A 24,453-nucleotide genomic window follows, 5' to 3' on the forward strand; every position below is an offset into this window, starting at 1 on the left:
AATTTTTGTCAAATAATAGCAAATATTTATAGTCAATTCTTCCATAGTTTTTAATACTCTGGTGTGATTGCAGTTCGCCTTAACATCTTAGTTTACCAATTCCTGTGGATTGAGTTCAGGGCTATAAGTAGGCAAAAAAAATTTTAATGTCTCCTTACAATTAAAGGATTTGAAGTCATGCGTATGTTTCCAAAAGACAATTTGATAAGTAGATGGCTGGAATACAAATAAAGATTGCCTTTATCAATGAACAATTTGATCTATATAGTTACCTTTAATATCTAATTAAAATTTATGATTTTGTACGTTTGATCTTTTTTGCAACATATATGAACCATCTCTTATTACAAGCTAATTTATAAAGATGTAATAGGTCATTTAAGTTGCAGTTATATATTTAGCGTCGAAGCGAAGCTTGCGCTTTGATGTAAAATCGGCCCTCTCTGTCGTCATCCCAGCTGTGGCATTGCCTTGTTGCAAGTCAGGGTTGTCAAAGAGTTGGTTTAACCTATCAATCATCATCTTCATCAATGAACAGTTCGGCATTTATAGTTGAGATCTACCGAAAATTTAAATTTTATTTTCTTTGATAGTATTTGCAACACAGCCTAAACAAATTATTAACTTTGTTTAAAGCTTTCACGCCATGAAAACGCTCCAATGACTATCAAGGATTTTAAATTATGCGCGTGTCTAAAAAGAAACAATTCAATGAGTGGATGGTTGACATACAAATCAAAGCATCCCTTATCAATGAATAATTTGGTTTACAGTTGAAATCTACCCAAAATTTAACATTTTTTATGTTTAATCTTTTTGTAATACAGTCCTTTATTTTAACCACTTGCATTTGTTTAAATTTAATGTATAATGGCCATTTTTTAAATTATATGGTAAATAAATATGCCAAATAAAACATCTTATTCGAACAATTTTTCGGTATTGCCCCTTGATATGATGAAGCTTACAGGTTCATTTTTAATTAAAGAATCAATGGCTCGCTTGTCACAAACTTCAAAAGGGTTTTATCAATTTTTTAAAAAAGATATGGAAAAGGAAGCAATTAAAAAGCTCAGTATGTATGTGCTATACGGTGAAGAAATCAAAGCTTTGTCTATGATAACGTGCCTTCCTGAAAGACTATGTGGCAGAGCTAAGGCAATTGACTACTCAGGTCGTTCCTTCGAATGTATGCCTTTTCAGGCAGCTTTACTCGCTCACGATGTAACCTTATGGAAAAAAATGGAATCTCATTTTGATAATATTCCTAACGGACAGGCAGAAAAGGTGAAGCAGTTTAAAGAGATATTTCCAAACGGCTTGCCTGACCAAAAGTCCTACGATTTTAGTGCATTGATGCAAATCATAAGCTTCAGTTCCGATACGGACGTCCTCATGTTGCTCAACAACCCGCTTGACACCACATCCGCTCTTGGTCAGACCATGAAAACGTTTAGAGAAAACTTCACGACCTTATCTATGAATGAACTATTTTTTAATCCGAAGCATTTAATCAAAGCATTCGATACCTACGTCCAACAATATGATTCTTGGTCAATGAATCAATCTCGTCTATTCTGGAGTCAGGTTATCGGTTATGTTCAGCGCTTTTTACCGGCGTGCTACGCTCAGGCTCTTTGCCAAGGTCTTTATTATGTTGTGGAAAAAAATGACCCACTCACGCGTACTTTAAAATTTAAATATAATTCAATATCGTATTTCCCGTTGAATGATTCATCTGCTCTTGGTTTTGGTTTTGGTGTTTATAGTCATATGCAAGGCGGCGAGACAGGTATGTGTGTGGGTGGGAAGGAAAAGTGGAGAGCGCAGCGCTGTAAAGACAATTTTGAAGAGCTTTGCCAAGCAAATACCTCAGAACTATTTAAACTTGAGCGCCGCTTGTATGGTGATAGACAGTCTGTAAAGGGCAGTGATGAACTGACATCGCGATCGCGGTGTGTAATTTCTTAATTGCATAGGCTGCGTTGCAAAAAAGTTCGATCTACTAATTATGGAATTGTATGTGAAAATTCTCGAAGAACATTCAACGGCACTAATGTAGCATCTGTATTCCAAAACAAGTATTTTTAAGCTATTTAACTAAAGATAGAGACCCAAGGGATCTTATTTTGAGCTTTGCTTCTTAGGACGGTTAATAGCTTTCTTGAGCTTGCTATGATGGCTACTTTTCCAGGTTTACCCTTGCTTTTGAGCTTATTATAAAAAGATTTAATCAGTGGGTTGCATTTTATTGCTGAGATAGTCGCTAAGTATAATAGGCGCCTAATTTTAGCTCTCCCTGCTATTATCCGACGATAACCACGCATCTTACCACTATCGTTATTCATGGGTGCAATACCTATTAAGGCTGCTAATTGCTTATCAGTGTGTGTAAGCAATTCGGGTAAGTCTGCTATTAGTCGAAGCGCTGTGATTAGCCCAATACCTGGAATAGAGGTATAGAGCTCAAATAAAAACTTAACTGAATCGTTTCTGTTTACACACTCAACTAATTGCGCTTCAATAGTGTCTACTTGTTTTTCAATCCATTTAATATGGGCTTTAAATGATTTAATAAGCACTTTATTGGTCATCGTTTCTAATCGATTTGACTCTTCAATACGCATAGCAGTAAGTTGCTCTCGCCGATTTAACAAGTCACTAATATCTTGGTTTTCATTTTTTGAGCTTACAGCGTCTACGGAAACAGCCATGGCATAATCATGGATAACTTTTGCATCAAGTTTGTCTGTTTTAGCAAGAATACCTAATGCTTTAGCATAAGCCCTAATATGATTTGCGTGCAGCATGCGATAAGGTAAGCGCAGCTCCTCATAACAATCAATTAGTTTTTTCTCATAGCCTCCTGTTGCCTCAAAAGCACATAAAGTTATTTGTTTATGCTTATAGGGAGCAAAAAAATGCCTAATGGCGGTCATTTCATTCGCTATGGTGGTATAGTTACCTTCCGAGTAAATAACTAATTCAGATTTTGCTACATCAATTGCCACTATTTTTTTATTCATTTAGATTACTCTGTTGTATACTTGAAAGCTGTTTCTCCACACTTGCGATAATACGGGGCACTATCCCCTCACATCTGTTCGGAGCTAACAAAAAATAGGATGGAGTACTACGACTACATTACGAGGCATTATCCTCAAATGAACCCTCAGTACCTCCATCCGGTCCAATACAATGATCAATTCTAATGGACCTCTCTTCACTTTATGAAAAGATAATTTCAATATACAAATGAACCATCCGACTAAGCTGGCAAGATTATTATCACCAGCTTAGTATTCGAATTTAATAGATTTGAAACTGGATGGGAGATTCAATAATGAATATTAGCGTATTAGGCCGCGTTGCAAAAATTATCAAAGCTAAGAAAAGTTAAATTTTAGGTAGATTTCAACTGTAAATTCTGAACTGTTCATTGATAAAAGACGCTTCATTGCGAGCACCATACATCCAACTTTTAAAATGGCCTTTCTTAAACATTCTCATGATTTCAAAACCTTTGATGGTGGCATAAGCGGTTTTCATTGATTGAAATCCAAGCGTAGGATTGATGAGTCGTTTGAGCTTACCATGGTCTGCTTCTAAGCGATTATTGCGGTATTTAATTTGGTGATGTTGAACATGGGCTGAAAGGTGACCTTCTTTTTTTAACGCTTTGATTGCTTGACCATAAGCTGGGTTTTTATCGGTATTAACTATGCTGACCTCACAAGCAGGGTTGTTATTAATTAACTTTTTCAAAAAACGCTTAGCTGCGAAAGTATTACGCCGGTGCGACAAGTAAAAATCAATGGTATAGCCATTTTCATCAATAGCACGATATAAGTATTTCCATTCGCCTTTGACTTTGACATACGTTTCATCGAGATGCCAACGCCTAGAGTAACGTTGTTTATACCAATCTAATTTGTGCTTCAGTTTCGGTGCATAATACTGAACCCAGCGATAAATTGTGGTATGGTCAAGATCAAAACCTCGCTCTTTCATCATTTCTTCTAAATCGCGATAACTAATCCCGTATTTACAATACCAACGTACGCATTGCAATATTACTGCACCATGAAAATGGCGCCATTTAAATTCAATTGGATTTTTAGTACTCATAGTTCAAACTCAAAATCGAGCAAGTATACTACCTTCTTATTTTTGCAACACCGCCTTAAAAATTAAAATTAGTCCATGACTATAAAAAATTAAATTATTTGTATTCAAAATATTGTATAGTTGTTATATATTGACGCTTTAATAAAAGCTTTTATCGACAGCTTTCATCCATACTCATCCCTCACAACCATAAATAATGGGTGGCAATTATTTACTAAAGTAAAAAGCAATGTAGTTAATCGTTGGAAAAAAAATTAAAATTTTAATGAAAAAAAATACTTCACTAAAGTACTATATGCACCCATAAATAAAAAAATAATCCTAATAGGACAACGTAAAGGCTATAAAAATTTATTAACGGAGTAATGTAATATGTATAAAAAAACTTTAACTGCCCTTTTTATTACGAGCAGCCTAATAAATCCTGTATTTGCTACCAAACTATTTCAAAAAATTATTACAGGCCAATCAACTAATAAATTGATTCATTTATCAAATAATAAATTAGCTACTAAACAGAAAAATAATTTTAAATCATTTACAGATTTTTCAGGGAATTGGGAAGGACAGTGTATTGAAAATGGCGAGACCTACGATGATACTATCACTATAAAAAATGATAAATTATCTTTTACTGTAGATGGTGAGGTATTTGAATTTGGCGCTTTAAAAACAGACGCTAACTCCAACGAAAAACTCACTTCTTTTAAGCATATGTCATTTGAGTGGGATGAGGATTATTCACGTATATTAATGTCATTTTCAATTGCTGCTTATATTCATATGCAGGAATTTAATGAGAAATTTACTGTGTATGGTTATGGGGATGGTGAAATATTTTTAAAAAATAATCGGTTGATTATAAGGGTAAAACAGCAATCATCAATGGATGAAAATTACGAATCAGAATGTACTTATAATAAAATATAACTCATTTTGATATTAATGCGTCTTTTATGGCGCATTAATATCAAATACAACTCCCTACTATTTATAGCCTATTACAAATATGTAAGGCACAAAAGCCATTATAACATGCAATTTCTAGTATACTTTTATCACTCATGATTGCTCTTTTTTGTACACTAAGCTGATACTTAACGCTAGAATGATAAGATTTAGAATAATAAACGTATATTTATTAATTACTAACCCAAATAGCAAATTTTGAACCTCACTTAATTACAATATAATCTTATTTATAAAAATTTAAAAAAATCATAATTCAAACTATAAATTTAAAAAACAAAATTGGATTAAATATTTAATTATAAAAATTATAAACCATGATTTTAATTTGCTCTATTTTAACGTAGAATAACCAAAAAAATTGATTATTTGAACGGTATGTCTAAAAATAAGCTTTTAAATGATAAAGAAAAAATAGAGGATTTAATAAGTCAATTTAATATTGTAAAGCAAGAAATAGAAGATGAATTAAACCAAATTTCCTCTATCAATTATAAAGTATATAAAGAGGAAAGGGAGAAAAATGATAAAATTAATTCTTCAATACTCAAGATAATTGCTCTAAAAAGAAAAATACAACAAGGCTTATATCAATTTACAGTTAATTTGGACGAGATAACTAAGGCAGATGAGCTACCAGAAACAGAGGACGTTTATTCTGATTATGAGCAACTATCGAGTAAATTAGTTGAATTACAAAATTCATTAGAAGTAGAAGCCTCTCATAAAGCTAGAAATATCAAAAAATACAATGATTGCTCACATTTAATCAAACAGCAACAAGCAGAAACACAGCGTTCTTTGAAAAATATTAATATGCAGATTTTAGGTGGTTTTATTGGTGTATTAGGACTTACTACTGTTGCAGTTGCTTTTGTAGTATTTAATGCCTCGACATTTGGTGTTCCTGGTCTAGTAATAGCTGGCATTGGTGTTACAACAGCCCTGTTGGGATTTGGTTTATTTAAATTAGGGTCGTATAAAAATGGACAAAAAAATTCTGATGAAAACCAATTGGGTTACCTGCAGATAATCTAGCTACGGAAATCATGATTTGAGAAAACTCACACGAATTCAGAGAGTTGTTAATACAATTTTGTAAGGTAATAGTAATTTTAATTTCTAAGTTTGAGTTTCTATTTGCAAGTTGAATTATCTTCTGAGCGATATTTGTGTATCCTGTAATTTTTAAGATAAATCAATGCAATTAAATTCTGATAAAAAAAAGCTTCTTAAAGTTGAAAATGATGATATCGATAGTAGGGGGGCTTTTAACGTTCCTAATGGGATTACCTCAATTGAAAAAAATGCATTTGGTGGTTGTGTCGATTTAAAAATGTTGATACTACCTAATAGTATCACTAAGATTGGTGAGGGAGCATTCTTTGGATGTACCAGCCTCCAAACAGTCACTATCCCTAATAGAGTCATTAGACTTGAAGACTGGTTATTTTACGGTTGTACCAGCTTACAGAAAGTAATTATTCCTAATAAAGTAGCTTCTATTGGCTTTAGAACATTTAAAGAGTGCACTAGCTTGCGTTTATTAAGTATTCCTAGCAGCGTGACTTGGATTCACTCTCAAGCTTTTGAAGATTGCACAAACTTAACCACTATCATTATTGCGAATGACAATTATGCAAATATTTTACATGCCGAAATTCGAGCCAAAGCTATTACCCAGTATTTATTTAATGAAGTTAGGCAACTTCAAGCGATACATCTTTCTAAACTAACTCAAACACCACAAACAAATCCACTGTATCGCTTCTTTAATTACACTTCTGTTAAAAATAATTTAAGTGATTTAGGCCAAAATCGCCAACGAGTAATTGAAAAGCAACATGGTTTTCTTTCGCAAGACATGCTTCGACAAATAAATTATTTCCTAATCGATGATAATTGTTATTATCAGAAAGCAAGAGCATTAATACTGAAAGAGCCGTTACCTCAATCTGAGAATCAACTAAAAGAGTATGATAAACGGTTAGCCACTATTATTGATGATTGCATTGCTAAAGCAAATGAGTTCACACAAACCAAAACAAATAAGTTCGTTCCGTCATCTGTAAGTGAGATACATAGACATAATAACGCTTGTATTCTGATTTGAGGAATATTAGTTTTTTTGCTTAATTTAGATAAAAAAAATTAGGAACAAGATGAAGTTAAGTGATGAAGGTAAAATCTTAATTAAGGTTGATAACTTTGATATTAACCCATCGGCCCTGTTGCAAAAACTAGAATGTAGTATCCTGTCTGGATTTAAGTGTTAGCCATGAACTATAAAAACCCGATAGATTTTAAATGGCGTCATTTTCATGGCGAAGTCATTTTGCAGTGCGTTCGTTGGTATTTCAAATATGGGATAAGCTACCGTGACTTAGAAGAGATAATGAGTGAACGAGGCTTGTCAATCGATCACACCACGGTTTATCGTTGGGTTCAACATTATGTCCCCGAACTAAAAAAGCGATTAGAGTGGTATAAACGGCGTTATTCTAGGCGGTGGCATCTCGATGAAACGTATGTCAAAGTTAAAGGAGAATGGAAATATCTCTACCGTGCTATTAATGAAAGTGGTCAGACGATTGATTTTTATCTATCCCATCAGTGTAATGCAAAGTCTACCACGCGCTTTCTGAAAAAACTCATCAAGAACAATCCAACTTGTGATATTAACATTATTAATACGGATAAAAATCCCGCCTACAATCAAGCTATTCAGGAATTAAAACAAGAAGGCAGTCTTTCTAAAGACGTTCATCATCAGCAAATCAAATATCGTAATAACCGCTTAGAAGCTGACCATGGCAAGCTCAAACGACTCATTAATCCTACCTTAGGTTTTCAATCGATGAAAACAGCTTATGCCACCATTAAAGGCTTTGAAATCATGCGCATTTTTAAGAAAAAACAATTTAATTGTTGGATGTTGGGAGCACGTAATGAAGTATCCTTTATCAATGAACAGTTCAGCATTTACAAGTAAGATCTACCTAAAATTTAACTTTTCTTACGCTTGATAGTATTTGCAACGCGGCCGATTTTTTTAATAGCTAATAGTTGTCATTAACCGCCTTATGATGTTTTATAGCACTTATAACTATCGATTTGATTTTACTAAAGACTGTTTAAATAACAGACCTATTTATTAATGAATTTAAGCTCAGTCGACTCAATTTGTAACGATTTGCATGCATTTAATATATTTTTTAATCTCGGACTAAAGTCTATTTCCAAGCTTTCTTGAGATAAAAATTCCAGTGTTTCTAATAAATTCTTATCGGTTCCATTTTGTAATCGATTTAATGCTGCTTTTACGATGGTGTACTCTTGATTTTCAAAAGTTGTTAATTTCACCAAATTAGATGGTTCATGCTCAAGTAAATAATCAGAAAGCATTTTAATTAAGCTTTCACTCGCATTATTTTCGGTGCACTTATCTTTGTTAGGCTTAGAATAAAAGGCAATCTCAATTACTTTTACTATACCTGCCTCTCTTAATTTTTCAGAAACAAGGGTAAGTATGTGCGTTATCACCTCGGCTGAGGCAGGTTGATTATTCTTATCAATTACATGTCTGAATCGGCCAGATTTATTGTTAATTATCCATTTATTATCTTTATAAACTAACTCTCCGCCGATAAAAGCTAACTCGGAAATGTCTGAGCTTATAATCTTTCCACTCTCTTCATAAATTGGAGTAAGAGTTGGGTGTCCGTAATTCAAGTTATCATTCTTTAATTTCAATTGCTCTTTAATTTCATGCCATAAAGTCTCATTACCCTTAAAACCAAAGGCTTGTGGATATAACCATGGTTTTTCAATTCCAATCATAATATTACCTGTATTATCAATAGCCCAAATATACGGGATATCTTGGTGTAATCCTGCAAGAAGTTCTATTTGGGTTATAGTAGGATTCAATCTATCTTTTTCATGCTCCTTAAAGTTTTTACGAGGCCGTTGTAACTTAAGTATTCCAGCTAATTGCGTTAATTGAAATTTCATTAATGCGCTCCCATAAAGGTTTAACCTATATTATAGTTTAAAATTTATACAATTATTTTGTGTGAAAATTAACTATAGAAGCGTTGTGGTGAACAACTGTAGTTCAGTGAGTTAGCGAATTTTTGGCTTATAGGGTAATGTACATGAAATTAGTTATTAGCTCTTTTAAAAAACAGTTCCTGCGCCTTTAATCTTAAATCTTAATTAGTTGTAGCATGTGACTAGTATCATTAGTTTTACGGTCATAAGGATTAATAAAATTTATGTAAAGCCTAATTAGAATAGGTATTTCATTAGCTTGAAAATAGCTGTAGGACTCTTTAAATAGCTTAGTTATTTAGTTGGCCTTATCGACAAGATTTATTAAATCCAGAAAGTACAGTAGTGTTATAGCTGGATTACGAATGAATATTTATTAAGTTAATGTGCTAAAATTTACTGGCCTCAATTTATTTTGTTTTAGCACAAGGTAATTCAGACCAGCACGTTGTATAACAAGGACTTTTCATTTCGCGCTTCATGCTCCAATTCTTTTGAAAGCCTTCGGCTGCAAGACGAATAGTGCGTGTACCATATCGTTTATTAATAGACTCCATGAGTGACATAACTTTTTCAGATTTAGCGACAATGACATCAGATGGTTGATGAAATAAATACATTTGTCTATGTGATTTAGGTGCTAGTTCTGTCAACATAATGCCACTTTTCTTGTAGGGAATACCTTCTTTATAGAGTCGCTTTAATGCGTGTTTAGCAAATGAGGTTAATTGTCTTATATCATCAGTTGGATTAACTAATCGAAAGCTAATTGATTTAGAATAGGGCTTAAGGTTTTCGTCAAAACGGTTGGTATAGAGAAACACTGACATATAATGCGCGACTAACTCTTGCTTGCGAAGCTTGCCCCAGGCTGTTGCGCAATGATGGCTGATGGCTTCTTCAATGGCTATCAAATTAGTTTGTGGCAGACCAAAAGAGCATGAGGCAACAAGGCTTTTTTTAGGCTCAATGGTCTCAAGAGAAAGACATGAAATACCCTGAAGCTCCATGACAGTGCGTTGTAAGACAACATTGAATTGCGATTTAATCCAATGCGGATTTTGGCTTGCTAACTGATTAGCTGTTATTATACCAAATCCCTTTAATTTTCTTTGCCACTGTCTTCCTATACCCCAAATATCGCCGACCTCTATTTTATCTAACCATTCTGTTTCAAGGCCTATAATGTTAAAAACAGGCACGTTTAATTTTTTCTTAGCAACAAAGTTAGCCACTTTTGCTAACGTTTTAGTATGACCTATACCTATGGATGTTGGGATACCGGTATATTGTAAAATCTTCTTCTGAAGGGTTAGGCAAAAAGCATTAATGTCTTTTTTTGGAAGCGTCGATAAATCAAGAAAAGCTTCATCAATGGAATAAATTTCAACATTATTCCATGACTCTTCGATGACACGCATAACGCGTGCTGATAAATCCCCATACAAAGTATAATTCGACGAAAAAATCGTGACGTCATATAAACCACATAATTCTTTTACTTTAAAATAAGGCTCACCCATTTTAATGCCTAAAGCTTTTGCTTCATTAGAGCGTGCGACAACACAGCCATCATTATTTGATAAAATAACAACAGGCTTCGTTCTTAAGTCAGGTCGAAAGAGACGCTCACAAGAGGCATAAAAGTTATTGCAGTCAATTAAGGCAAACATGGTTATAAGGCCTGATGAATAATATGGGTAACGACACCCCAAATAACGAGATCTACCTCTTCAGTGATGTCAATCGGTGAGTAAGTCTTATTAGCAGGTATTAAGCGAACCAAGCCATCTTTTCGAAATAAACGTTTAACGGTTAATTCACCATTGATAGCCGCAATCACAATTTTATCATGGGTTGCCTCAACACTTCGGTCAACAATGAGTAAATCGCCGTTATGGATACCGGCATCACGCATTGAATCACCTTGCGCTCGCACCATAAAGGTAGCAGAAGGATGTTTGATTAAATACTCATTTAAATCGAGCGTTAGTTCGAGATAATCATCAGCAGGTGAAGGGAAACCAGCAGCAACTTTACTCCCATAAAGCGGGAAACGCTGAGCCGATGTTGCGCTTGTAGTATCAAACTTAGCAATAATAGTAGCTTTCGTTAAAGGTTCTTTATTCTTTTTTATTGTTATTAGGGCGTCCATAGCCGCTCTTTAAAATGAACACGTCTATTGAGTGTAGGCATAACGTTGTTTTTTGTAAATGTATAATCTATAAACGCTTATCGCTTTCCTTATTCTTTACCGATATCATGGCGCCTTATAAATAGTTTATTTTTAACTTCATTTAACTGGCTTTTATGAGTTTTTAAGAATGCACTCTTGTATAAGAAGTTTATTTTTTGTTGTTTTGGCTTGCACCTCTCATACACTATTTGCTTTAGAAATAAGAGCAAACAATATTTCGCTAGATACGTGCTTATACAAACCCGAAATTCAAAAAGAACACTCCACTGAATTACAAGCCATCGTTCGAGCTGAACAAGAAGAGCGCGAAAACTTTGAAGAGAAAACTGAGGTAGAATTTGAAGTATTATTGCAACATGATTTAGAGCGAAGGCAACGAATCGGTGCTATCTTTGCTGAAGGTTGTTTGCAATCCGCTTCCGATTTTGCAGCTGCTGCCCTAGTGTACCAACATGGCGATATTCCTGACCATTATTATCAAGCGTTCCTCTGGACAAAACGCGCAGTGGAACTGGGTGATATCACTCAGAAACACCTTATGACTTTAGCCATTTATCATTATCTCGTGTACTTAGGAAAGAAACAATTATTTGGCTCGCAAGCCTTTGGTGAGTTTAAAGAAATGCTCTGTTATTGCTTAGAGCCTGTTGAAAAGAGCTTTCCAGATAATTTGCGGGAGGAGTATACAGACCTTAATTTGCAGGCGCGTTATGATTGGATTACTTCTTCAAATGAAGGTCGCTCTTGTGGAGAGCCTAAAGAGTGTGACCATAATCTAAAAAACTCACCTATTGGCACAGTTCCTGGATGTTGGTAGGAGAAATCATTGCACACCATTTTTTGTCCGTCACGCATGAATGACTTTGAAGTGAAGCTCTTAACTCAAAATTCATTGCAAGAGTTACAAGCCTTTATTGATTTGTTTAATGACTTTTTTCAATTATGTGAAGGCAAGAAAGGCTCAGCAGCAGGAATATTAACCGCCTGTCCCCCAACTAAAGACATTCAACAAGACAAGTTCGTCTTAGGATTCTATCAGAAGGAACATTTGCTAGGTCTTATTGATTTAATTGCTAATTATCCTCAAAATTCTACTTGGACAATTGGTTATCTTTTAATTCATCCAAGCTATCAACGCCAAGGCTTAGGTGCCCAATTTTTCCATGTACTTGAACAAGCTATTTCACCCAATAAAATGCGCTGTGTTGTACAAGAGCAGAATGAACGAGCGTTTAAATTTTGGCAAACCCTAGGTTTTAAAATGGTGTATCAGCGGGAAGACAACTTAGGAAAATTGGTTAACAAGACTTTTGTTTTAGAAAAAGGTCGTCTGGTTTAATTTCATGAGACTACAAACTTTTAATAATTAAGACCATCAATGCAATTTGAGTTCTCACTTAAAAATGATTCGATAATGAGTAATACACCAACCAAAAACTTACATGCGTTAATCAGGAACCAGCGGCTAAACATTTTAACGCTTTCCAAAGAGTCTGACATTCCTCAACCGACCCTACACCATCTTTTATCCGGCAAAACTAAAAAGCCAAGAAGGGCGCTTCTGCAAAAGTTAGCTCACTTTTTTGATGTTTCAATTCCAGCCCTATTAGAGATAGAGCTAACTAATGAGCTTGCAAATTCTGTTAAAAGACTTCCCATTTTAAACTGGAATGAAGATACATTAAATTTTTCTAAGCAATCAGAAATAGACAACGAATTTATAGTTGGCTCGTATCCTGAAGAAAATTTTGCCTTCTTTATAAATAAGAAATTTTGTCATAGCCCTTGACCTAACCAAAGCTTAGCTATCATGGCGACTAGTAAAACGCTTGAAGAATCTCAGTGCGGGTTAGTTTACTTTAAAAGTATGACCTTATCCTTAGTAAAATTTTAATGGAGCAGAGTAATTTTTTTATTAAGCACCAAACAAGAACCGAAGACCTTTTGTTACTAAAAATTGATTTAAACAAGGTGAAGTGGTTTGGGCAGCTCTGTGAATTAAGATTAATGGCACTAGCGCTAAATGCATATTTATGATTAATTTTAGTAAAAACTTTGCCTAAGAATAAGTAGCCAATTACTATTTTCCAATGATCCTGTATTTCTAATAGAAGATGCAACCTCACTCTTTCAAAAGTTTTCTTACATTGAAATTTAGATTAAACCAGCTATAACCTAACTATTAAGTAAAGGTCGCCGAGGATGATGAATGCGTAGGCTTTATTTTAAAATTAAATTCATCAAACACGGTTGCTCGTTTAGCCTCTAACTTTCGGCTTAAAGTGTCTAGTTGTTTTTTATCCTGACTATCTCTTAGAGTATTTAATTGAGCAAGTAATTTCTTGCTTGTAGTCTCTGATGTATCGAAGGTACGAGGCTTATTTATAAATTGAGTAACTGAATTATCATTTAGGTAATCCAACTGCCTAGTACTACTCTTGCTTAAATCAGCCGTAGCATTATAAAGTAATTGACTTTTAATTCCATTTTCAATATGACTGATAAGAGAGGGAGTAAAAGGGGTAGGCTTACTAAAAAAGGAATTAGTATGATTGCTTAATCTATCAAAAATAGAACGTTTTTCGAGGGTTTTATAAAATTCAAATAATTCTTGGTTATCGATTATGTTTAATGCAGCATAGCTAATAACACCTGCTAATATGCGATAAGCTGAAACATCATTTAATTTTCCTAAATTTTCAATGCTTATCTCTAATATTTCTATGATTTTCTTAATATCTATATCGTCTTTAAGTATTATATTATGTAATTGCTGCATAAATTTAATAGCTTCTTCATCTATTAGACCCTCACACTGAGGTAACGCATTATGAATATATGCTATTAAATCATTAACGGGTTTTGAATAATGTTTGACATATCCTTCTAACTGCTGCAATAAATTATGGCCAAAAATTTCTTGATAGGCTGTTGGCTTTTCAATATATGCGTGAGCATCTTCCAACAACCTTTTGCCTTTATTTTTAGCACTATAAGCAACTCCATCTAGCTCACCTAACTTTGTTTTATCCTTTTTCGTCGCAATTGTTTGCTTTTGCCGTTTACTTAGTTTTTCAAAGAGTTCTTCACCTTGGGCTAACCTAAAGATAGGTGATAAAGCAGGGGGTATATCTGCTCTGGCAAATTCTTGATATTGCCCCTCACCAAATGCTTTCTTTAAGTGCTTAAAAACATTCGTTCTTGATAGAAAAGAAAGATGGTCAACAACGAAAATACCGCAACTAACCCAATCTTGTTGAATCATATTAGCTACCTTTTCCTTGGGAGTCTCAGCAAAAGGGCCATCAGAAGGAACATTGATGTTGTAAATATAGCCCGAATCTAAAATATTATTTAATTGAAGATTAGTTAAATATACTTGGAAAAAATGTCTTGCTCGCCTATCCATCACTGAATCTAAGTTAAACGCAGATATACCCTTTTCAGTAATAATATTATCTATACACGTCCAGTGGCCATCTATAAGTATGGCTATTTGAAAACGTAAACCAATAGGCAATTTGGCATGATTAGCTACTAAAAAATTAATAAGCTGATTGAGCTCAGGATGGCTTTCGAGGGAATAATCGCTTGAATCTTCAGGTGGTTTATATTCTGCTACAAAATAATTAAACGGAATCAGTTGTCCCTTCTCATGCCGTTGCCTTGCTTTTCGCTCTAGCACCGTTTTCATGACATCTAAAGGCCATACTATACCTTCAACATCATAACGACTAGAAACACTTAAATTATCTTTTGTTAAAGCTATTTGCTCAGCTAATTTCGCTACTTCTTTTGCTAAGGGGTTATTTTCAAGTTTTATAATCTGCAGACGTTCAGTTTTATCGAGTTCATTCATAAAAGCATAAATAATTATCTACATGTATTTATTTTAATATAAAATACATGTTATACAAATTTTAAGCTAAAAGATTAACCATCAAGCAATGGTAAAATATTTTTTAGTGTGAATACCATTATACCTAAATTAATTTACCTAAATAGAAGTTACATTTAGTGTCTTAAGCCTAATATTGAAAGAAAAGCGTCAGATTAATTAAGAAGAAAAGCAGGAATTGTTGAACTGCGGTTTATGGGTAAAATATTAACAAATTATTTATGACAAATTTAACAGAATAATCAATATCATGTAAAGAAATTGCAGAACAAATTACCACGATAAATTTTAATTGTTAAACAAGTTAAAACAAGAAAACATCAGACCAATAAAAATATTTTCTTACCTCCAAGGATAAATGCTTTGCTTTATGGACCATGGTGGAAGGCCAAGTTAAAAGAAAAAGGGGGGTTATTGTCGGATAAGCGATTACCATTACTGATAACCGCTCTCCTAAGAACCGTACTTGCAAGTTTCCCCGCATACGGCTCAAGCCTCTTTAAAGCTACATCTAATATAACCCGGCAAGTTTGGTTTAAACAACAATACGTGATTGCTTATACCTCAGCATTCTTGAGGTAAAATAATCGGCATCTTTTGAGTCAAAGAGATTAACATCAGTGCGAATTTTAATATGTCGCCTGATGGGAACTGAACTGGCAATAAAGATATCTTGCCATTCTTTAACCCCTGACCTAGTAATGGTTGTAGTTGAGAACACCCACTGTCTTTGATTGCGTGTACGAAAATACTTTTCTCTCACCCAATTTGCAGATTTGTTAGGATGTCTCTTCTTAGCCCATCGCCATAATGACCTGAATATGTGCGAGTCAACATAAGCAAAAGCCTTTTGCGCAACACAGTGCTTATAGTAGTTTGCCCATCCACTAATAACAGGATTGAGCTGACTAATTAATACTGATGCTTTGACAGAAGGCTTGGATTTTATCAACGCTCGGATTTTATTCAAAAAGTCTTTGATACTTTCTTTGGAAGGTTTAACAAGGGTTTTACTATTGTTATACCGTCTCACATTAAAACCGAGGAAATTAAATCCATTGCTGATAGCCGTGATCTTAGTTTTCTCTTCCGATAGGGTCAGACCATGCGCTGCTAGAAATGTTTGTACTTCTGACTTGACTTTCATGAGCACTTTTTCTGATGCGCCCGAAATAATAAAATCATCAGCATATCTCACCAAGTTCACTTTATCAGACTTTTTAGTACCTGCTTTAATTGCCCGTTCTAATCCATCTAATACCATGTTTGCTAACATAGGTGAGATAATTCCACCTTGTGGTGTTCCCGCATCCGTGTTAAACCATTTCTTTTGCTCGACATATCCTGATTTCAACCATTCTTGCAAAACCCTTTTATCTAAAGGGATATTCTGGGTAATCCATTCATGGCTGATATGATCAAAACAGCTTTTAATATCCGCCTCTAATACCCATTGAGCGGCTCCTTTGGGAGCTAACACATTGAAGCATTGGCGAACGGCATCTGCAGTTGAGCGCATTCTACGAAAACCATAAGAATGCTTATCACCTGTAGTTTCAGCGACAGGTTCCAACGCCATCGTATATAAAGCTTGCATCGCTCTATCTTGCATGGTAGGAATACCTAAGGGTCGCTGCTTGCCATTGCGCTTGGGGATATACACTCTTCGTAACGGTTGTGCTTGATAGCTTTTACGTTTGAGCTGCATCGCTGCTTTGTATTTTTGTTTAGAATTTCGCCAAACCACACGATCAGTACCAGGCGTTTTGGCGCCACGGTTAGTTGTCACTCGTTTTACAGCTAATAGTTTAGCTGATTTTGAATGAGTTAATAACCATTGCAGGGCTTTGACTTGTCCTGGTCTTCCTTCTCGCGTTGCCTTTGCAATACGCATTTGCAGTCGTTTGACATTGCACTCAATTATCTTCCAATTAATGGCAGCCCAATCAAGTTGCTTTGCTGAAGATGCACCGGTTAGTGTTACATCCGTCATTTGCTTTTCCTCATTAAGCGATTCTACAAATTCTCTTGCAATAAGAGACCAGTTGGACGTAGGCTCGCTTTCGCGTCAGGTAACGTTTAAACCTGTATTCTAGCTATTACCACTAGACATTCGCTTTTTCCAACCTCCCAATCTCGCATAACCTTCATCACTTTTCGCAAAGTACTTACCTGTTTTAACAGGAGCTATACGAGGTTCCCAAGTTCCGCCTAGAAAGAGTATGTGCAGGGTTAGGTGCTTGTTATTGGCCGGAGGCTGTTTGACTGCGTAGTTGTAGTGGATAGCAACTAACCAGCCCTCATTGCCGCTTGGCTCAGGCGAGACAACCACTTGCGCCTGTTTGGGTTGACGACCTTTATCACAAGTTCAGTTTTCTTCACCATACCTGCTACCTAGCACTTACCCGATTGTGGTTATCAGGAAGAAGCGCTTCTCACGATTTGCTTCCCACACGTAAACGTATTTTGTTACATTGTCAGGATCGCTCTTTATTCAGATCCCTAGGTTCAGCTGGCAGTACAGCTCGTTTCTTAATGAAACAACTCTTACTAGCGACTTCTTGTCGCACACCCCACATACCCACACTATAGCTTCACTAGTCGGCAGGTTGTTACGCTCCGTGTGGATATATGGATAACAAATTTATTTTGATAAAGAGCAACTGTTTTTTAATTCATGATTTATAATATACGGATTAGGGTAGCCTTCTATTTTAGCAACCGCTTCTGCCCACCATTTTTCATTCGCATTGGGTGGAAATTCTTTATCCCAGGCAATAAAAAGATTTCGTTGTGCCTCACTTAGATCAATACCGTATTTATAGGCCATAAAAAGGTTAGCACGTGCGACGATTCCTTTTGCAAAATCTGCAGGCTCAACCCGTCTTGATTTTTTATCGATGGTAATAGGGCAACCGTAAAAGGAAGTATGATTTTCTAACATACTGTAGCGAAAAATTAGAGCGAGCACTATTTACAAGGCCTACAGCTGGCCATAAATTGTAAAGCTCACCTTCAGCTTGTCTAAATTGATTATCAATTTTTTCGCAGCATTTTCTGCCTTTATATCTTTTTCCATTTTACTTAATGCAAAGAGGCTCTCGCCAACAAGCAAAATGGTTACCGAAGTTTTCAGCAGGCATCATATGCTCCCATTCTACTACATGCGCGCGGCGAATGCCGAATGCTGACTGCATATTGCAGCTTGCCAAATCAACCCTTAAACGTGCATCAAATTTGCCAGTGACAGTATAAGGTTTCACGTTGGAGGGCAAAAAACAATTCTGGCTTGTTTTTTAGCTTGAGTAAATGTTTTAGAAGGTAATGCCAATACAGAGAATGAAAGCATTAAGATAGTAGTAAAACGGAATAAGAAAGTCATTTAAATAAACCAGCTGTTATCGACAAAATATTATTTTTATAGTTAGGTTATAACTATTATTAAATTAACTAGGCGCCAATAATTTAACATACGTCTAAATGCTTAGTAAGCAATATAGAAATTAGTTAATTGCATTAAGGTTAGAATACGATATTTCTATGAGAAAAATAAGTTACTTAATTTAGATAGAGTATATAGATAACTTAAGTAATTTATTAAATCCAAATATTATTTAGCTTAATAAAGATAGATTAAATTAATAATGCCAATATTAATTAATTATCACGCTTAAGGGCTTTATCAGAAGATTTCTGCATATTTATTTGAGAATCTTGTTCAATGTGACTTGAAAAGAAGCTATTTTGAGATAATTCTAAATTAGTTTTATAAATCTTTTTTGGTTGCTCATCAGGGTAATCTGGCCCTCTTCGTTTACCTCCTAAGAGCTCATGATTGCTCTGCGTAAGAGACGGCCAATGAGCCTTGAGCAACGGCATGTATTGTTGATTAATGTTATCTATTGGATGACCTGCACTTATTAATAGTATAGGCCATCTCGTAATCTGCATTTTCACAAGCAACACTAAGAGGCGTTCTGCCATGATTATCTGGCCTACTTATATCAATCTTTTCCTGCTGTATAAGAACTCGGACAATATCGATATGACCATTTTGACATGCGACTAAAAGTGGCGTTGCACCATCTTCATCTGTTTGGTTAATAGCAATATTTTTGTGCTGAAGTAAACTAAGAACGGCCTCGGTAAATCCTCCTTTCACAGGCTACAGAAAGTGGAGTAACACCGTCACTAGTTGCTTTATTAACATCAATATAGGTTTGTTTTAGTAACTCATTATAATGTCAATATAGCCATTTTCGCAGCTATAAAAAGGGGGTTGTGTTGTCATTAGTTGCTATGTTCATTTCAATATTTTTTTGCTTAAGCAATGCTTGAACTATATCCGTATGTCCATTTTTACAAGCATTGAAAAGCAATGTAGCACCATTGTCATACTGCTCATTAATATTGATGTTTTCCTGCTTAAGTAACTCGAAAACAATATCAATATGACCATTTATATAGGCAATGTAAAGTGGTGTAAAACCATTATAATTAATTTTATTAATATCAATAATTTTCTGCTCTAGCAGTTTACATACAATACTTGTAAATCCATTCTGGCAAGCGATATAAAATGGAGTAACCCCAGGTTTAGTTTCAGTATTAATTTCAATTCCCTTTTGAGCAAGCAGCCTATAAACAATATCAGTATGCCCCTTTTGGCAGGCCGTCCAAAGGGGTGTTGCGCCATTATATGCTTGGTTAATATTAATATTTTTTTGCTCAAGCAATGCTTGAACTATATTCATATGTCCCTGCTCGCAGGCTATATAAAGTGGTGTTGCCCCATAAATATCCGGTTTATTAACATCAATCTCTTTTAGTTTAAGTAACTTTGGACAATATCAATATAACCTAGTTGACAAGCGATAAACAACGGGGTTGATCCATCATTATCTTCTTTATTAAAATCAATATTTTTTTGTTCAAGTAACTTACAGACAATAGCCATATGCCCATTACGGCAGGCTGCGAACAGTGGCGTCGCTCCATATTTAGTAAATTTATTAATTTCTATATTTTTTTGTTCTAACAGCTCACAGACAATATCAAAATGGCCATTTTGGCAGGCAATATAAAGTGGCGTAGCTCCTTCATTGGTTGCCTTGTTAATATCGATTTTTTGGTGCTTAAGTAATTCAGAAACAATAGTAGTATGTCCATACTCGCATGCCAGGAATAAGGGAGTAATACCTTGAACACTTGTTTTGTTAATATCAATATTTTCCTGCTTAAGTAAGCTTCGTACTAAATTAAATTGGTTGTTTTGGCAAGCTAGATAAAATAAGCCTACTTGATAAGCATCAAATCGGTTTGCATGGTTGTACTCGAAAGGATATTTTTTTTCTAACTCAGTTAGAGCAATTTTAATAGACTCTTCTTGACTGGCTTTTGTAATCACTTGAATATTAAAAGCCACATAGTCTGCCTCATCAGACGAAAGTGAAGAAAAAAATACTCTTAGCTAATGAGTTACTATCTAACTCACGAGTATAAGACATAAGATTCGGGAAACGAGCAAAATCATTAATATCAACATATACCCATTTTCGAATATTCTTATCATAGTAAAAGCATACTGCATGATTACTGGATGACAGTAAAATAGGTGCAACAACCTGCGCCTCATCCATTATCTTCTCTAAGTCTTTGAAATAGTCAGTTAGCTCAGATTGAGTAAAGGCATGTAGTTTATCCAAACTAACAACCAATTTTTCCTGTGACAGTTTATTAGGATATACAATTGAATAAATCTTCCAAATTTTCTTGGTTTAAATATTGTGAAAATAACTCAAAATACCTAGCGGGATTTAAATAGAGTTGAATACCCTCATAAAAGGCTGGGATTTCTAAAAATATTTCTGTTTCTTCCGGGTAATTAAAGAAACCATAGTTTTTTGTGTGTAAACGTATTTGCTCAATATCATATTTTAATTTTTCAAAGTCATTGTCATAACTCTCAATACACTTTAGGCGATAGAAGAACTTATAGCTCTCTTCTACAAGCCAAGCTTGGCAAAGCATCATAGAAAATCCGCGACATATTCCAGTGGAAAGCGGGTAACCTAAATACTGACCTAATTCTACTAACTGGGAATGAGTTAACTTAGCACCCATAATTAGCATAAAATAAGAACAATTAAATTAAATTTATACCAACTATTTATTTAAATCAAAATAACATTAATTATAAGGTTGTGACTCTTAATGTTAGAGCCTTAATTTATTATTCTAATCTTAAATAATAACTGTTTCAGAAACTTATAATAATTTTATCTAGTTTAATATCGCTAATAATTATTCTAACATTAACTGCATGTATTGCCTTAAAATGATGGGTTTGTGAACGCATCAATCAGATATTAAATTTCTTAAATTTATCGTTTAATTCAGTTCATAAACTCTGTGTATTAATCAACGTACGTTTTAAATAAAATCTTCAGACGAGTAAAAAGGTTAAAAAGGAGAGGAGAATATGCTCAAGTGTCACCGCATAAACAAATTTAGACTTGCAACTTTAACTCAAGAAAATAAGTTTCGAAAGCAATTTTACTGATAAAAGCCCAGTAACGCCAACGCTTTATTTTTATATATAATTGGATACTTAATTTTTGCTTCCCTCCTTCGGCAATAGCAATAAATGCAATTTATGTACTTCGTTGATAGCGTTTGGCAAGAAAGTTGAGGCAATTCGGCATAAAAATAGTCTCTCATCCTTATTAATGATTTAATAGCTGTCAATTTTAATTAGTTAAAATGATCTGGTATTAATATGTCTGATAAAATAATTGACTCATTGAAGTTGTCTGATAAACCGCACCTTTTTTTATTGAAAATTGGATTATCACAGGAAAATTATAAGGTAACGTCTAATATTCCAAGCGATAAAAAAGTCAGCTAGTTCACGAGTTTCGCACTTGGCTCATGTAGGTTGAAACATTAAGAATTTGATCTGCTCCTGAATAGCATTTTTGATTACATGCCAGTTTTGTTGATAAAGAGTAGTTTTTTGAGTAATACGTAATTTATGTTGCTCAAACCAAGCAGCAATGGCAAGAAAGATATGGTTTCTCTGCGCTCGGCCTGTGCGTGCCTGACAACGCTCAATTCCACATGTTTGTTTGACTTCTCGATGATAAACTTCGACCGACCAACGTGCATCCATGATGTGTTTTACTTGCTCACGTGTTGGATTTTCCATGTTTGTCGCCACGTAATCAATGCGGCCATTTTTTGCCACGAACTTGAATACAAAAATCCAACCATATCCACGTAAATGAACCGAAAGTCCTTCTTCGGGAATTTCTAATGTTTCTAATCGAGCATGACGATTTACTATTCGGTTTTTTCTTAATGGTGTAACCCAAATCCACCCATGTGAGCGGATGGATTTCAAGTTATCTAAACTTGAATACCAAGCATCCATGACGACTGCTGTGGGAGTGAGTCCTCGTGATTTAGCGAGTTTTAACATGTCGCAAAAATGGGTTTTTTTTTTTTTCCATCCGTATCTTTATCATAGATACGATAATCAATTTGGCACGGATTCTTGACTATCCAAACCATGCCACAGCATATTGATAAGACCAATTCCTGCAATCACATCATGGGCATTGCCAGAATACTGATAATTTACAAGTTCTATTTTTTTACTGTGTATCTTGGATAAAACTGTATCATCTGCTATCAATAGACAAGGTTCTGATGCACGTACATAATGCTTGTGACCATATTTTCTCGAGGACGGAATTTTTTATCAGCTAACCAACGGCTAATACTATCATGGGATAAAGCTATAGGACTTACTTCTGATAGCGCTAAACCTGAATAACGCATACTGCTTGCTTGTAAAAATGCTTTATACAATTCTTTTGTACATCGATAACGCGACATCCTGACACAACTTCTAAATTAAAATTATGCCGCTAATTCTAATCTATTTATTTCAAACTGCGAAACTCGTGTAGTTAAGAAAATTCTCTATAAATGCTTCTGATGAGGAAGTTTTAAAGATAATCAATGACTTATTCCGATTGGAACTTTGCGAAGAAAAAAATGATCCAATTCGTACGGGTAATCGGTTAATTGGTCAATTATTATTGGGATATATGGCTAAAGTTGAACAAGAGCAATTTCGATATTTTTATGATAATGAAATTAAGGTCAGCAGAAAATCATTAAGTGATTACGATATTTCTGATAAGGTAAAGCAGCTTTGGGCTTTAATTAAAAAAACAGCTCAGAAGGAACTAGATGATGAGCCCTATCAAGCGTTCTTGCAAAAGGGGTTTAAGATTATGCCGGCATTTTATTACCAGCAATTATTACCTGAAATTACTCCAGAAATTTATTAAGGGTGCAAAACCAGTTGAATTTACCCGCAATAAGCCTGTGTTAACTGCGTTCAACGAAAAACTGAATTCTGATGTAAGCATTCCTCTTGTTCCTGAGGATAATGACATAAGAACAAATTTAGACAATATTAAAACTCATATTATGGCTACAAACTGGAAAGTAGGTGATTATTGGTTATTCAAAGAAAGGGTGAAGCATGGTGATAAACGAGTACCTCATCGGGTGAATGATATCCTGAATCTGATTAAGCAGGTTGATAAAAAGTTAGATCCTAAACGGCCTATGAGCAGATTGTTGAAAAAGCGAAAGAGGCTATAGACAATCCTAGGCGAGGTCGATGTTCTTCAACAACCCAATTCTACGAGGACATATTTAACCATAACATTCTTACTCGTGATTATGAGCTGAATAGGCCAATAATTGACAATCCTAATGAGTTATTGATTTAATCAATGATTTTATTGCATGTTTTTGCTGCCAGGCAAAGACGTGCAAACTACTTCAGAGGTCACGTTAATTTGGATTAAACACATTATTGCAAAATTGACTGCGTGGATTAATGCAGTGGGTCATGATGGCTTAAATGAAGTTAGCAAGCGTAGCCTGGGTGCAGGCCTGCAGGGCCGAAACCCGGGTTTCACTTTGTTTCACCCAGGCTACATTTCTAATAGTAATTTGTATATTGCAAATTAAACTTAGTTATTGCATAAGACGACTATTAGGGTGAATGATATAAAAGCGTCCCAAAAACACATATTTACTAGTATTTATTTAGAACTATAATTAAAACCATCTCTTAACATTAGAAACTTCAATTAATTCTTCACCATGATTTTTTGATATAGAT

General features: G+C 34.7%; 27 protein-coding genes and 1 pseudogene. 11 read left to right on the plus strand and 17 right to left on the minus strand.

What is annotated here, in order from left to right:
- Positions 1 to 378: 378 nt before the first annotated feature.
- Positions 379 to 522, minus strand: coding sequence for a hypothetical protein (locus DYH30_RS18095; protein WP_160116240.1), 144 nt, complete (start codon positions 520 to 522; stop codon positions 379 to 381).
- Between the two features lie 381 nt (positions 523 to 903).
- On the opposite strand from DYH30_RS18095, the gene DYH30_RS16345 reads away from it, so the two are divergent.
- Positions 904 to 1,971: a hypothetical protein gene (locus tag DYH30_RS16345; protein WP_115332823.1), complete on the plus strand. Its 1,068-nt coding sequence runs from the start codon at positions 904 to 906 to the stop codon at positions 1,969 to 1,971.
- Between the two features lie 125 nt (positions 1,972 to 2,096).
- Here DYH30_RS16345 and DYH30_RS16350 read toward each other — a convergent pair whose 3' ends face one another.
- Entirely contained in the window at positions 2,097 to 3,026 is a 930-nt protein-coding gene (locus DYH30_RS16350) for a transposase (protein WP_115332637.1), read from the minus strand.
- A gap of 388 nt (positions 3,027 to 3,414) precedes the next feature.
- Positions 3,415 to 4,128, minus strand: coding sequence for an IS6 family transposase (locus DYH30_RS16355; RefSeq protein WP_115332824.1), 714 nt, complete (start codon positions 4,126 to 4,128; stop codon positions 3,415 to 3,417).
- Between the two features lie 372 nt (positions 4,129 to 4,500).
- On the opposite strand from DYH30_RS16355, the gene DYH30_RS16360 reads away from it, so the two are divergent.
- The 4 genes from DYH30_RS16360 to DYH30_RS16375 all read left to right on the plus strand — a co-directional run bounded on the left by DYH30_RS16360 (position 4,501) and on the right by DYH30_RS16375 (position 8,089).
- A complete protein-coding gene (locus tag DYH30_RS16360) occupies positions 4,501 to 5,058 on the plus strand; it encodes a hypothetical protein (protein WP_115332825.1) in 558 nt (185 codons plus the stop codon).
- A gap of 417 nt (positions 5,059 to 5,475) precedes the next feature.
- Positions 5,476 to 6,135, plus strand: coding sequence for a hypothetical protein (locus DYH30_RS16365; RefSeq protein ID WP_115332826.1), 660 nt, complete (start codon positions 5,476 to 5,478; stop codon positions 6,133 to 6,135).
- Between the two features lie 163 nt (positions 6,136 to 6,298).
- Positions 6,299 to 7,210, plus strand: coding sequence for a leucine-rich repeat domain-containing protein (locus tag DYH30_RS16370; RefSeq protein WP_115332827.1), 912 nt, complete (start codon positions 6,299 to 6,301; stop codon positions 7,208 to 7,210).
- A 165-nt stretch (positions 7,211 to 7,375) separates the two neighbouring features.
- On the plus strand, positions 7,376 to 8,089 hold the full coding sequence (locus DYH30_RS16375; RefSeq protein ID WP_115332828.1) for an IS6 family transposase: 714 nt from the start codon (positions 7,376 to 7,378) through the stop codon (positions 8,087 to 8,089).
- Between the two features lie 155 nt (positions 8,090 to 8,244).
- On the opposite strand, the gene DYH30_RS16380 is transcribed toward DYH30_RS16375, so the two are convergent.
- From DYH30_RS16380 to DYH30_RS16390, 3 genes are all read right to left on the minus strand, one after another.
- Positions 8,245 to 9,111, minus strand: coding sequence for a hypothetical protein (locus DYH30_RS16380; protein WP_115332829.1), 867 nt, complete (start codon positions 9,109 to 9,111; stop codon positions 8,245 to 8,247).
- Between the two features lie 449 nt (positions 9,112 to 9,560).
- Positions 9,561 to 10,823, minus strand: a complete 1,263-nt coding sequence (locus DYH30_RS16385) for a Y-family DNA polymerase (RefSeq protein ID WP_115332830.1) — start codon at positions 10,821 to 10,823, stop codon at positions 9,561 to 9,563.
- A 2-nt stretch (positions 10,824 to 10,825) separates the two neighbouring features.
- On the minus strand, positions 10,826 to 11,305 hold the full coding sequence (locus tag DYH30_RS16390; RefSeq protein WP_115332831.1) for a LexA family protein: 480 nt from the start codon (positions 11,303 to 11,305) through the stop codon (positions 10,826 to 10,828).
- A gap of 169 nt (positions 11,306 to 11,474) precedes the next feature.
- On the opposite strand from DYH30_RS16390, the gene DYH30_RS16395 reads away from it, so the two are divergent.
- From DYH30_RS16395 to DYH30_RS16405, 3 genes are all read left to right on the plus strand, one after another.
- A complete protein-coding gene (locus DYH30_RS16395; RefSeq protein WP_115332832.1) occupies positions 11,475 to 12,164 on the plus strand; it encodes a hypothetical protein in 690 nt (229 codons plus the stop codon).
- Positions 12,165 to 12,173: 9 nt separating this feature from the next.
- Complete coding sequence (locus DYH30_RS16400; protein WP_131740756.1) at positions 12,174 to 12,686, plus strand: GNAT family N-acetyltransferase; 513 nt, start codon at positions 12,174 to 12,176, stop codon at positions 12,684 to 12,686.
- 75 nt (positions 12,687 to 12,761) lie between these two features.
- Entirely contained in the window at positions 12,762 to 13,136 is a 375-nt protein-coding gene (locus DYH30_RS16405; RefSeq protein ID WP_160116237.1) for a helix-turn-helix domain-containing protein, read from the plus strand.
- 393 nt (positions 13,137 to 13,529) lie between these two features.
- Here the strand turns inward: DYH30_RS16405 and DYH30_RS16410 are convergent, their stop codons facing one another.
- From DYH30_RS16410 to DYH30_RS18775, 11 genes and pseudogenes are all read right to left on the minus strand, one after another.
- The gene (locus tag DYH30_RS16410) at positions 13,530 to 15,206 is read right to left on the minus strand and encodes a hypothetical protein (protein ID WP_115332834.1); all 1,677 of its coding nucleotides are present in this window, start codon (positions 15,204 to 15,206) and stop codon (positions 13,530 to 13,532) included.
- 574 nt (positions 15,207 to 15,780) lie between these two features.
- Complete coding sequence (gene ltrA, locus DYH30_RS16415; protein WP_115332782.1) at positions 15,781 to 17,238, minus strand: group II intron reverse transcriptase/maturase; 1,458 nt, start codon at positions 17,236 to 17,238, stop codon at positions 15,781 to 15,783.
- 651 nt (positions 17,239 to 17,889) lie between these two features.
- Complete coding sequence (locus DYH30_RS18455) at positions 17,890 to 18,216, minus strand: endonuclease (protein WP_244917911.1); 327 nt, start codon at positions 18,214 to 18,216, stop codon at positions 17,890 to 17,892.
- A 109-nt stretch (positions 18,217 to 18,325) separates the two neighbouring features.
- Positions 18,326 to 18,508, minus strand: a complete 183-nt coding sequence (locus DYH30_RS18460) for a hypothetical protein (protein ID WP_244917912.1) — start codon at positions 18,506 to 18,508, stop codon at positions 18,326 to 18,328.
- Positions 18,509 to 18,902: 394 nt separating this feature from the next.
- A complete protein-coding gene (locus DYH30_RS16430; protein WP_115332836.1) occupies positions 18,903 to 19,124 on the minus strand; it encodes a hypothetical protein in 222 nt (73 codons plus the stop codon).
- A 16-nt stretch (positions 19,125 to 19,140) separates the two neighbouring features.
- On the minus strand, positions 19,141 to 19,407 hold the full coding sequence (locus DYH30_RS16435) for an ankyrin repeat domain-containing protein (RefSeq protein ID WP_115332837.1): 267 nt from the start codon (positions 19,405 to 19,407) through the stop codon (positions 19,141 to 19,143).
- Between the two features lie 103 nt (positions 19,408 to 19,510).
- Positions 19,511 to 20,065 (minus strand): ankyrin repeat domain-containing protein, encoded by a 555-nt coding sequence (locus DYH30_RS16440; RefSeq protein WP_115332838.1) that lies wholly within the window; start codon positions 20,063 to 20,065, stop codon positions 19,511 to 19,513.
- A gap of 5 nt (positions 20,066 to 20,070) precedes the next feature.
- A complete protein-coding gene (locus DYH30_RS16445; RefSeq protein WP_115332839.1) occupies positions 20,071 to 20,670 on the minus strand; it encodes an ankyrin repeat domain-containing protein in 600 nt (199 codons plus the stop codon).
- Between the two features lie 13 nt (positions 20,671 to 20,683).
- The gene (locus DYH30_RS16450; protein WP_147285962.1) at positions 20,684 to 20,950 is read right to left on the minus strand and encodes a hypothetical protein; all 267 of its coding nucleotides are present in this window, start codon (positions 20,948 to 20,950) and stop codon (positions 20,684 to 20,686) included.
- Positions 20,951 to 20,981: 31 nt separating this feature from the next.
- Positions 20,982 to 21,368 (minus strand): hypothetical protein, encoded by a 387-nt coding sequence (locus tag DYH30_RS16455; protein WP_115332841.1) that lies wholly within the window; start codon positions 21,366 to 21,368, stop codon positions 20,982 to 20,984.
- A gap of 805 nt (positions 21,369 to 22,173) precedes the next feature.
- Positions 22,174 to 23,144 (minus strand): annotated as a pseudogene (locus tag DYH30_RS18775) (IS701 family transposase).
- A gap of 140 nt (positions 23,145 to 23,284) precedes the next feature.
- Here DYH30_RS18775 and DYH30_RS16465 point away from each other — a divergent pair.
- The 3 genes from DYH30_RS16465 (at position 23,285) to DYH30_RS16475 (ending at position 24,299) form a co-directional block, all read left to right on the plus strand.
- Complete coding sequence (locus DYH30_RS16465; RefSeq protein ID WP_115332842.1) at positions 23,285 to 23,605, plus strand: hypothetical protein; 321 nt, start codon at positions 23,285 to 23,287, stop codon at positions 23,603 to 23,605.
- 37 nt (positions 23,606 to 23,642) lie between these two features.
- A complete protein-coding gene (locus DYH30_RS16470; protein ID WP_115332843.1) occupies positions 23,643 to 23,924 on the plus strand; it encodes a hypothetical protein in 282 nt (93 codons plus the stop codon).
- A 147-nt stretch (positions 23,925 to 24,071) separates the two neighbouring features.
- Positions 24,072 to 24,299 carry a hypothetical protein gene (locus DYH30_RS16475; RefSeq protein WP_115332785.1) on the plus strand — a complete coding sequence of 76 codons (228 nt, stop codon included), beginning with the start codon at positions 24,072 to 24,074 and terminating at the stop codon, positions 24,297 to 24,299.
- The last annotated feature ends 154 nt before the right edge of the window (positions 24,300 to 24,453 follow it).

The sequence above is a fragment of the Legionella busanensis genome (assembly GCF_900461525.1).
GTDB lineage: Bacteria > Pseudomonadota > Gammaproteobacteria > Legionellales > Legionellaceae > Legionella_C > Legionella_C busanensis.

Bases quoted from the DNA above. Each gene is read 5' to 3' on its own strand.
- DYH30_RS16395 (WP_115332832.1), top strand. From the start codon at position 11,475: ATGCACTCTTGTATAAGAAGTTTATTTTTTGTTGTTTTGGCTTGCACC.
- DYH30_RS16350 (WP_115332637.1), bottom strand. From the start codon at position 3,026: ATGAATAAAAAAATAGTGGCAATTGATGTAGCAAAATCTGAATTAGTT.
- DYH30_RS16390 (WP_115332831.1), bottom strand. From the start codon at position 11,305: ATGGACGCCCTAATAACAATAAAAAAGAATAAAGAACCTTTAACGAAA.
- DYH30_RS16385 (WP_115332830.1), bottom strand. From the start codon at position 10,823: ATGTTTGCCTTAATTGACTGCAATAACTTTTATGCCTCTTGTGAGCGT.
- DYH30_RS16355 (WP_115332824.1), bottom strand. From the start codon at position 4,128: ATGAGTACTAAAAATCCAATTGAATTTAAATGGCGCCATTTTCATGGT.
- DYH30_RS16375 (WP_115332828.1), top strand. From the start codon at position 7,376: ATGAACTATAAAAACCCGATAGATTTTAAATGGCGTCATTTTCATGGC.
- ltrA (WP_115332782.1), bottom strand. From the start codon at position 17,238: ATGACGGATGTAACACTAACCGGTGCATCTTCAGCAAAGCAACTTGAT.
- DYH30_RS16455 (WP_115332841.1), bottom strand. From the start codon at position 21,368: ATGGGTGCTAAGTTAACTCATTCCCAGTTAGTAGAATTAGGTCAGTAT.
- DYH30_RS16345 (WP_115332823.1), top strand. From the start codon at position 904: ATGCCAAATAAAACATCTTATTCGAACAATTTTTCGGTATTGCCCCTT.
- DYH30_RS16410 (WP_115332834.1), bottom strand. From the start codon at position 15,206: ATGAATGAACTCGATAAAACTGAACGTCTGCAGATTATAAAACTTGAA.
- DYH30_RS16360 (WP_115332825.1), top strand. From the start codon at position 4,501: ATGTATAAAAAAACTTTAACTGCCCTTTTTATTACGAGCAGCCTAATA.
- DYH30_RS18095 (WP_160116240.1), bottom strand. From the start codon at position 522: ATGATGATTGATAGGTTAAACCAACTCTTTGACAACCCTGACTTGCAA.
- DYH30_RS16405 (WP_160116237.1), top strand. From the start codon at position 12,762: ATGAGTAATACACCAACCAAAAACTTACATGCGTTAATCAGGAACCAG.
- DYH30_RS16430 (WP_115332836.1), bottom strand. From the start codon at position 19,124: ATGCCGTTGCTCAAGGCTCATTGGCCGTCTCTTACGCAGAGCAATCAT.
- DYH30_RS16475 (WP_115332785.1), top strand. From the start codon at position 24,072: ATGTTTTTGCTGCCAGGCAAAGACGTGCAAACTACTTCAGAGGTCACG.
- DYH30_RS16370 (WP_115332827.1), top strand. From the start codon at position 6,299: ATGCAATTAAATTCTGATAAAAAAAAGCTTCTTAAAGTTGAAAATGAT.
- DYH30_RS16365 (WP_115332826.1), top strand. From the start codon at position 5,476: ATGTCTAAAAATAAGCTTTTAAATGATAAAGAAAAAATAGAGGATTTA.
- DYH30_RS16380 (WP_115332829.1), bottom strand. From the start codon at position 9,111: ATGAAATTTCAATTAACGCAATTAGCTGGAATACTTAAGTTACAACGG.